Consider the following 8937-nt stretch of genomic DNA (forward strand, 5'->3'; position numbering starts at 1 on the left):
GACCCGAGGAGGGGGCTCGTCGTGAGGCGACAGCGCCAGCATCAGGGTGGCGGCGAGCAGGCCGCCCGTGAGGCCGATGCCCAGCAGCCCCCAGGCGACGATGACCTTCGTGTCGTTCGACGACCTGGGCGCCGGGACCTCCTTCCACCCGAGGGGAAGGGGGCTGTTCGAGGGCCGGGGCCGGTCCGCGCCGCAATGGCCGCACGTCGACTCACGCTCCACCGACTTGAGGAAGGGGGCACCGCAGTTCACACACCGAAGACGGACTCTGGCCACGGCCGGAGTCTACCCCAGGGTGCGTTCGTGCCCAGGCGCCGTTCACCGGGGCTCGCCCAGCGTGCGCAGGAAGAACAGGCCCACGTCGTCCCGGGAGTAGCGACTGGCCGCGCCCCGCGGGGAGTGGGGCTCGCCAGGCATGAGCAGCAGCTCGAAGCGCTTGCCTGCCTTGATGAGCGCGTCCGCCATCCGCATCGTCACCGAGAGCGTGGCGTTCACGTCGCTGGTGCCGTGCATCAGCTTCAGCTGTCCCTTCAGCTGGTGCGCGAGCGCGAGGTTGTCGCCCGCCGCGTAGCCCTGGGGATTCTGGTCGCGCAGGCCGAGGTAGGGCTCGTTGATGATGGCCTCCTCCTCCAGCGCGCCCGGCGCCACGGCATAGCCCGCCTTGAAGAAGTCCGGCGCCGTCAGCATGCCTCGCAGCGTGAAGTAGCCACCCCACGAAGCCCCATGGAGCCCCACGCGCTCCAGGTCCATCCACGGACGCGTGGACGCGGCCTGCTCCAGGCCCGTGACGTAGTCGGGAATCTCCGTCTGCCCCACGCGGCCGTGGTTCGCGTCCTGGAAGGCCTTGCTCCGTCCGGGCCCTCCGCGCGGGTCCAGCAGCACCACCACGAAGCCGAGCTGCGCGAGTGCGCTGGCCGTCAATGACTCGTGGTTGCCGATGTAGCTCCATGGCACCACCGAGAGGAAGGGCCCCGCGTAGATGTGCGCGATGACGGGGTAGCGCTTCTTCGGGTCGAAGTCGCGCGGCTTGTAGAGCACGCCGTGCAGGGGCGTGACGCCGTCGGCCGCCTTGACGAGCAGCGGCTCCGGCTTCGTGCCGCCGAGCGCCTCCAGCTCGCTCGCGTCCGACGTGGTGAGGCGCACGCGCCTGCCCCCCTTCACGGAGACCAGCTCCCGGACGCGGGGCTGCGTGCGCGAGGACCAGGTGTCCACGTAGTACTGGCCCGAGGGGGACGGCGTCATCCGGTGCATCCCCGAGCCCGAGGACAGCCGCGTCAGCGCGCCACCCTTCAGGCTGCCCCGGTAGATGAGCTGCTCGTAGGGCGCGCCGCTGTCCGCGGACGCCAGCACGTAGAGCGCGTCACCGGTGGGCGCCACGGACACGACCTGATGCACGGGGAAGGCGCCCTGCGTCACCTGCCGCACGAGCTTCCCCGCGCGGTCATACGCGTACACGTGACGCCAGCCGTCGCGCTCGGACATCCACAGGTAGCCGCGCCCCGAGGGCAGCGCCGTCACCTGCTGCTCGAAGCCGCCCACCGCGAAGTCGAGGCCCGCGACGAACGTCTCCGGGCGCTCCTCGCGCAGCACGTGCCGACGCTGGGCGCTCCCCGGCGTCACCGCGGTGAGGTCCAGCCGCTTCGCGTCCCGCGAGAGGTGGAGGCACAGCGCCTCCGTGCCCTCGGGGTTCCAGCCGGCGAAGAAGTCATACGTCTCACCCTCGACGGGGGCGACGCGCGTCACGCTCCCCGTCGTCACGTCGACCAGGTGCAGCTCCGAGCGCGGCAGCGGCGTCCCCACCTTCGCGTACGGCACCGTCGTCACCTTCTCCAGCGCGGTGGCGTAGTCCACGACGGGGACCTGGTGCACCGCGCGCGTGTCCTCGCGCCACACCACGAGGTAGCGACCATCCGGCGACCAGGCTCGCTCGGGAATCCGCCAGTCGAGCCGCTCCTCGCCCTGGCGCTCCACCACGGTGGCCCCGTCCGCGCCCAGCACCGCGAAGCCGCCCTCCTTCCGCACCGCGAGCGCCCCTCCACGCGGCGCGAGGACATGCTCGCGAGACAGCGTCAGCGCGGCCCGGTCCTGGGGCGACAGCCGCGTGACCTTGCCTCCCGACAGGCCCAGGCCGAAGGTCTTCCCGTCGAGCTGGAACACGATGCCCTGCTCATCCGGCGCCAGCGCGACGTCGTGGAAGCGCGGCGCCGTGACGGGCTTGCCCAGGAGCGCGGAGAGCTGGCTGCGCAGCGCTTCACCGGACACGAGCGGCTCGAGCTCGCCCGTCCTCGCGTGCGCCAGCACCCACGTCCCGCCGTCCTTGCCCTCGCGGGCCCAGAAGACCACGCGGTCTCCCTCGCGCAGCCACCGGGGCGGCACCAGGCTGTCCCGCACGAGCTCCACGCGCCGGAGGTACCGGTCCGCCAGGTCCAGCTTGGCCTGGGTGCTCGCATCCGGGACGGGCGCGAAGACCGGACCGGGAGGGTCCGCGAGGACGGGCGCACCCGTCAGCATCGTGAGCACCAGGGCGAGGAAGTCATCGCCGTGGCGGAGGAGCTGCACTTCGGACGCGCCGCCGCGCGCATCGGCATGGCCCAGCCGCCGTTCAGCCAGCAGATCCGCCGGCTGGAGGCCGAGCTGGGCGTCGAGCTGCTCACCCGCACCAGCCGCCACGTGGCCCTCACCGCCGCCGGGGCGCGGCTGTTGGAGGAGGCGCGCGCGCTGCTCGCCCGACGCGTGGACGCCACCCACGCCGTGCGCGAGGCCGCGAGCGGCGAGTCGGGCACGCTGCGCGTCGGCTTCGCGGCGTCCTCGGCCTTCGGCGTGCTGCCGGACATCGTGCTGCGCTTCCGCACGCGCTTCCCCAAGGTGAAGCTGGAGCTGGATGACAGCGAGACGCTCAACGTCGGCGCGGCGCTGGCCTCGGGGGAGCTGGACCTGGCCATCCTGCGCGCGCCCTTCCGCCACGAGGGCCTCACCGTGGAGCGGCTCCTGCGCGAGCGCTTCGTGCTCGCCCTGCCCGCCCGTCACCCTCGCGCGAGGCAGCGCGTCGTGGCGCTGTCCTCGCTGGCGCACGAGCCCTTCGTCCTGTTCCCCCGCCACTCCGCGCCGGGCCTGCACGACCTGGTGACGAGCATGTGTCTGGCGGCGGGCTTCTCCCCCAACATCCGACAGGAGGCGCGCTCGTGGCCCTCTGTCGTCGGCATGGTGGAGGCGGGGCTGGGGCTGACCATCGCGCCCGCGTCCTCCCAGGCCCTGTGCCCCAAGGGCGTCGTGTTCCGCCCCCTGAGCGGCGCGCCCGGCCACGCGGAGCTGGTGGTGGCCTTCCCTGGACGGAGGCCGTCACCCGCCGCGCAGCACTTCCGCGTCCTCGCCCACGAGACGGTGTCCCGCTCGGGGCGCGACACGTCGGACTGAAGGCTCAGGACGCGGTGGGCCCACCCTTGCGGCGACCCTTCCTGCGGGACGGGGACTCCGTGTCGTTGGCCGCCACCTGCGGACCCAGGTTGAACCAGAACGGGCACAACAGCGGCGGTGCGCCACCTCCCTCCGCCGTGAGGGGTTCCTCCTGGGGGCTGGGACACACGGGCCGCACCGCGCCCCTGCCTCCTCGACTCGCACGCGTCGCCATCAGCGACACCGCCCGTGCTGTCCCGCTGCTGCGCTGAAGCATGGGCACGCAACCGCCCCTCGGGGAGCAGCCCTCGAAAGGCTTGCTCCCGATGAGTCCCTCATCGGCGTCGGCATGCCCCGGAACTACCCAGATGACAGTTTCCTGTCAATCCATTCGCCTCACAAAATAGGGAACGCATGTTCAGCGCACCCCTGGCGCCATGCGTCGCCTCCATGCGGCGGGTGTCACACCATGCACGCGACGGAAGAGTCGGATGAAGTGCGTCACGTCCGCGTAACCCACCCGGTCCGCGACGATGTCCACGCGCTCGTCGGTGTGGCGCAGCCGGCTGCGGGCCTCGGCCATCCGGCACTCGAGAATCCACTCGCCCACGGTGCGGCCCGTCTCCTGGCGCACCACGCCCGCGACGTGTGGCGCCGAGCGGCCCAGCTCCTTCGCCACCTTCGCCAGGGACAGGGGCTCCAGGCAGTGGGTCTCGATGTACGTGAGCGCCCGGCGACTGAGGCCCACGGAGGCGGGCTCGGTGAGGGCCTCGGGGGAGGCCATCCGCTCCAGCTCGATGAGCACCAGGCGCAGGAGCGACAGGCTCGCCTCCTCGTTGCCGCGCTCGTTCCGGGTCTGCTCCTCCTCCATCAGCCGCATCCAGCGCAAGAGGCGGCGGCGCTGCACGCTGGTGGGACGCAAGACGGGGTGGCAGCCGGCGCGCACGCGCAGCAGCGGCCCCAGGCGCGCCTCGCGCTCCTCGGCGTTCGCGGAGAGGGCCTCGGGATAGAAGCCCAGCCCCAGGCCCTGCGCGTCCGAGTGCTCATGGCCATGCGCATCTCCCGGTGGGATGAGGTGCACGTCGCCCGCGCGCAGCACCAGGTCCCCCGCGTGCCGCACGTGTGACTCGCCCTTCAACACCAGGACGATGGCGGCGTACGCGTGGACCCTGGCGCGGGGGGTGACTCGCAGGGGCGCCACGGGCCCCAGCGTGCCGACCCACGTGAGCCGCCGCTTCTCCTCGAAGTCCTGGCGCAGCGTGGAGGGGGGATGCACACAGGACTGCTCGGTGGACGCCATGGGGTCGTTCTCGTAGCGGTTGGCGGGGCCGGGCTCAAGCAGGCGTCAGGCCGGGTGCGCCAGGCCCAGGGCGTCCATGTTGAGCAGGTGGTTCAGCGTGTAGGCCGCCATCGCGCCCGCCGACGCGGCCACCAGGGCCCCTTGAAGGCGCGTGGTGAGGTCTCCGGCCGCGTGGATGCCGGGCACGGAGGTCTCCAGCGTCGGGCCCACCTTGACGAAGCCCAGCTCGTCGAGCGCGAGCCCCAGGCCCTGGACCAGCGCCGTCTGCTTCTGGGGCGGGTGCGCGAAGAGGTACTCCTGCGGCACGCGGGTGCCGTCCTCCAGCTCCACCGACTCCAGGTGCTGGCCATCCTGGGTGGGGATGAGGCCACGCACCTTGCTCTCGATGACGCGCACCTCGGCGCGGCGCAGGGACTCGCGCTGCTCGGCGGTCAGCGCCAGATGGCCCTGGGTGTAGAGCGTGAGGTTGGAGGTCCAGCCCTTCAGGAAGAGGGCGAAGTCGACGTACGGGTGATGGGTGTTCTCCTGGGGGACGAGCACGCCCCAGCCCCGGTCCCGAATCTCCCAGCCGTGGCAGTACGGACACTGGAAGACGCTGTGCGCCCACAGCTCGCGGAAGCCGGGCTGGTCCGGCACCTGGTCCACCAGGCCCGTCGTCAGGAGCACCTTGCGGGCCTCGACGACCTGGCCGTCGCCCAGCGTCACCTGGAAGCGTGTCCCCTTGGGCTCGATGCGCTCGACGCGCACGTCGCGCACGTCGACGTCGTAGGGGCGCAGCTGCTCGCGGCCGATGGCGCGGAACTCCGCGGGGGGGATGCCGTCCCGGGTGACGAAGCCGTGCATGTGCTCCGCCCGCTCGTTGCGCGGAGCGCCCGCGTCGCACAGCAGCACCCGCTTGCGGCCCCGTCCCAGGATCAGCGCGGCACTCAGGCCCGCCGGGCCACCCCCCACAATCACCACGTCCTTCACCTGTGTGTCGTTCATGGTGAAGAACTAAACGGGAGCCCTTTCTCGCGGGAGAGCGCCGATTCAGGGCGAATCGGCGCATCGTCGGGTCCGCTCGCCTCCCTGACCGGGCGTGCGGGCCAGCGTTCGCTGGAGTCTGGCGGGCTCGGGATGTGGTCCCGTGGACACCGGACGTCCCGCATCCACCGTGGTGGGTGGGTGCGAACACAGGGCACATCCCCCAAGACGTATGGCGTTCACCACTCCGCGGCGGCGTGCGCTTCCCGAGCGGACGACCTCATTCCTACAATCCTGGAGCGGGAGCTCGCTGGCCGGCGCGTGGCTCTCCACCCGGGAGGTACGCGATGCGGCCCGCGCTGCTAGCGTCGATGGCACTGCTCGCCTGTCTGGCGACGGGCTGCGCGTCGTCGGATGAGCCCCCTTGGGATGGGCGCTACACGCCGCTGGAGGAGCTTGGCGACTGGAGTGACCACGGGCCGCTGTCCGTCTGCGGCGTCGTCGAGAACGGGGCCGCGTGCGGCAGCCTGGAGTCCTTCGACCTGTCCGGCTGTCGACGCCACACGCTGGAGCAGTTGGAGCGCATGGGGGTGTATCGCAGCCTGCTGCGCATCGATGCGCGCAACGGGGCTCCCGCGCGCTTCGTGCCCGTGGGCGGGGGCTTCAAGCTGAACGCGGCGGGGACGCCCGAGCAGGTGCAGGGCGCCAACGCCGTGGCGGGCGTCTGGGACACGCGGACGCTGTTCATCGCCAGCCAGACGCCAGATGGGGGTCTGTTCACCTTCGCGGGCTGCAACGCGGTGAACCCTCGAGTCGTCACGGGGTGCTTCACGCGGTGCCGGGACGGGGTGCTGGTGGAGTCGGGGACGTTCCGCGCCGAGCGCGTCACGCGCTTCCAGGGCGAGCATGAAATCTCCGGCGGGATGCGGCTGGTGTCCGAGCGCGCGGTGGGCCTGGGTCCGGCCGTGGACGTGCAGCTCATCGACCGCCATGCGTATGTCATCTCGCAGGACCGGCGTGGGCGGCCGGGGGGGCTCACGGTGTTCGACGTGAGCGACCCGGCGGTGCCGCTGCGCGTGGCGGAGCTGAGCACGCCAGGGGACACGGACTGGCGGGGCGCGACGTTCAAGGGCGGGATGCTCTATGTCGCGAGCGCCAGCTCGGGGGTGGTGGTGCTCGACGTCTCCGTGCCCTCGGCGCCGGTGCTGGTGCGCCGCGTGTCCGCGAGGACCTCGCCGGGAGTGTCCATGGTGAGCGTGGACCGGGACAGGCTCTATGCCGTGTCCACGGACGCGGCGGTGGGCACCTTGATGTTCGACATCAGCGAGCCCGCGGAGCCTCGCTTGCTGGAGCGCATCGTCTCCGGCATGCGCATGCCGGACCAGCCGTCCTCCCGGGGCCCGGTGAGCTACGAGGGCCGGCTGTATGTGAATCACCGGGGCGCGGGGCTGCAGGTGGTCGACGCGCGCGCGTCCTCGGGGGTCCGGGTGCTGGGGCAGTACACGTATCCGTACGCCAACAGCCGAGCGAGCGCGGTGGGCACGTTCGGCGGGCGCATCGTGGCCTTCGAGAGCAGCCTGGGCATGGGTGCGCGGCTGCGCGCGCTGGATGTCAGCGAGCCGCGGCACATCGTGAAGATAGGGGAGTACGGCCTGCGCGCCGTGGTGTCCCCGCGAGCGATGGAGTTGAGGGGCTCGCGCCTGTACGTGACGTACCACCAGGAGGGGCTGCGCGTGCTGGACGTGAGCAACCCCACGAAGCCGCGCGAGGTGGCGTACTTCAACAGCTTCCGCGAGACGGACCCGGGACGCGGGGACTCGATGGAGGAAGGCGCCACCGGGCTCCAGGTGCCCGGTGATGGCCATGTCTATGTCGTGGATACGTCACGCGGACTGCTGGTGCTGACGGAGCCTCCGGGGGAGTGACGCCGCTCACACCTCGATGCGGTTGCGCCCGTTCGTCTTCGCGCGGTTGAGCCGTGCATCCGCGACGCGCAGCAGCGCCTCCATCGTCGCGCCATCTCCTGGCGACTCCGCGATGCCCGCGCTCATCGTCACGCGGAACGACTCGCCGCCGTCACCGTCGAAGGTCATCTCCGCTACCTCCGCCATCGTCCGCGACAGAATCGCCTTCGCGCTCGCCGCCGTCTCCCCGAGCAGCCCCACCACGAACTCCTCCCCTCCCCAGCGCCCGCGCACGTCCTCGCGCCGGAACCGCGCTCCCAACAGGCGCCCCAGCCGCGTCAGCACCCGGTCCCCCGCCAGGTGCCCGTACTTGTCGTTCACCCGCTTGAAGTGGTCCACGTCCAGGAAGCACAACGACAACGGCCGCTGCTGACGCTGCGCCTCCGACAGCCGGCTCCTCACCCCCTCGATGAACGGCCGCCGCAACATCAGCCCCGTCAGCGCGTCCCGCTCCGCCCGCTCGCGCGACAGCCGCGCCCGCTCCAGCCGCGCCTGCACCCGCGCCCGCAGCTCCTCCTTCAACACCGGCTTGGAGATGTAGTCGTCCGCCCCCGCCTGGAACGCCGCCAGCCGGAACTCCAACCCCAGGTGCGCGGTAATCAGCAACACCGGCAGCTCCTGCCACGCCGGCATCGACCTCAAAATCCGACACAGGTCGAAGCCGCTCGGCCCCGGCATCTGCACGTCCAACAGCAACAGGTCCGGCCGATGCTCCGCCAGCGCCTCCATCAACCGGTGCGCGTCCCCCAACCCCACCACTTCAATCTGCTCGCTCGCCAGCGCGTGCACCAGCGCCGCAATCGCCTCCGGGTCGTCGTCCACCACCAGCACCCGCGAGCGCTCCGGCCGCCGCGCCGCCACCATCCGCTCCGCCGCCGCCGCGAAGTCCGTCGCCGTGAAGGGCCTGGGCAGGAACAACGAGCCCCCCGCGTGCGCCGCCGCCACCCGGTCCTCCAACCCGCCCGACACCCCCGTGAACCCCAACGGCAACGAGCCCAGCCCCTCCGTCGAACGCAGCTCGTGCGCCGCCTGGATGCCGCCCATCTCCCCTCCCAGGTGCATGTGGATGAGCACCCCGTCCACCCACTGCCTGCGCGCCAACACCACCGCCTCGTCCGCCGTGCGCGCCGACAACACCCGCACCACGTGCGCGCGTCCCAGCCGCTCCGCCTCCTCGAGGACCGCCGGGTCCTCGTCCACCACCAACAACACCCCCTCCGTCGGCAACACCGCCGAGGGCCCCTCCTTGCGCGCCGGCGGCGTCACCTGCACGGACGCCGTCGCCGCCAGCTCCCGGAACGTCACGTCCACCAGGCC

At 71.9% G+C, this 8937-nt stretch carries 7 protein-coding genes; 2 read left to right on the top strand and 5 right to left on the bottom strand.

Annotated elements, in window-relative coordinates:
* Both FL311_RS37655 and FL311_RS37660 read right to left on the bottom strand, forming a co-directional pair.
* Window positions 1–252 (bottom strand): hypothetical protein (locus FL311_RS37655; protein ID WP_141332500.1); only part of this gene is annotated, 252 nt, incomplete at its 3' end.
* 66 nt (window positions 253–318) lie between these two features.
* Window positions 319–2559 carry a DPP IV N-terminal domain-containing protein gene (locus tag FL311_RS37660; protein ID WP_368668608.1) on the bottom strand — a complete coding sequence of 747 codons (2241 nt, stop codon included), beginning with the start codon at window positions 2557–2559 and terminating at the stop codon, window positions 319–321.
* Window positions 2560–2586: 27 nt separating this feature from the next.
* Between FL311_RS37660 and FL311_RS37665 the strand changes: the two genes are divergently transcribed.
* Complete coding sequence (locus tag FL311_RS37665) at window positions 2587–3414, top strand: LysR substrate-binding domain-containing protein (protein WP_368668609.1); 828 nt, start codon at window positions 2587–2589, stop codon at window positions 3412–3414.
* A gap of 397 nt (window positions 3415–3811) precedes the next feature.
* On the opposite strand, the gene FL311_RS37670 is transcribed toward FL311_RS37665, so the two are convergent.
* Both FL311_RS37670 and FL311_RS37675 read right to left on the bottom strand, forming a co-directional pair.
* The gene (locus FL311_RS37670; protein WP_141332502.1) at window positions 3812–4693 is read right to left on the bottom strand and encodes an AraC family transcriptional regulator; all 882 of its coding nucleotides are present in this window, start codon (window positions 4691–4693) and stop codon (window positions 3812–3814) included.
* A gap of 45 nt (window positions 4694–4738) precedes the next feature.
* Entirely contained in the window at window positions 4739–5677 is a 939-nt protein-coding gene (locus tag FL311_RS37675; RefSeq protein WP_141332503.1) for an NAD(P)/FAD-dependent oxidoreductase, read from the bottom strand.
* Between the two features lie 326 nt (window positions 5678–6003).
* Here FL311_RS37675 and FL311_RS37680 point away from each other — a divergent pair, with 326 nt between their 5' ends.
* Complete coding sequence (locus FL311_RS37680) at window positions 6004–7581, top strand: LVIVD repeat-containing protein (protein WP_141332504.1); 1578 nt, start codon at window positions 6004–6006, stop codon at window positions 7579–7581.
* 6 nt (window positions 7582–7587) lie between these two features.
* Here the strand turns inward: FL311_RS37680 and FL311_RS37685 are convergent.
* Window positions 7588–8937: diguanylate cyclase (locus FL311_RS37685; protein ID WP_141332505.1), on the bottom strand; the 1350-nt coding region annotated here is incomplete at its 5' end.

This window comes from Myxococcus sp. AB025B (genome assembly GCF_006518215.1).
Lineage (GTDB): Bacteria > Myxococcota > Myxococcia > Myxococcales > Myxococcaceae > Myxococcus > Myxococcus fulvus.

Excerpts from the sequence above, each read along its gene's own strand:
- FL311_RS37665 (WP_368668609.1), top strand. The coding sequence starts at position 2,587 with ATGGCCCAGCCGCCGTTCAGCCAGCAGATCCGCCGGCTGGAGGCCGAG.
- FL311_RS37670 (WP_141332502.1), bottom strand. The coding sequence starts at position 4,693 with ATGGCGTCCACCGAGCAGTCCTGTGTGCATCCCCCCTCCACGCTGCGC.
- FL311_RS37675 (WP_141332503.1), bottom strand. The coding sequence starts at position 5,677 with ATGAACGACACACAGGTGAAGGACGTGGTGATTGTGGGGGGTGGCCCG.
- FL311_RS37680 (WP_141332504.1), top strand. The coding sequence starts at position 6,004 with ATGCGGCCCGCGCTGCTAGCGTCGATGGCACTGCTCGCCTGTCTGGCG.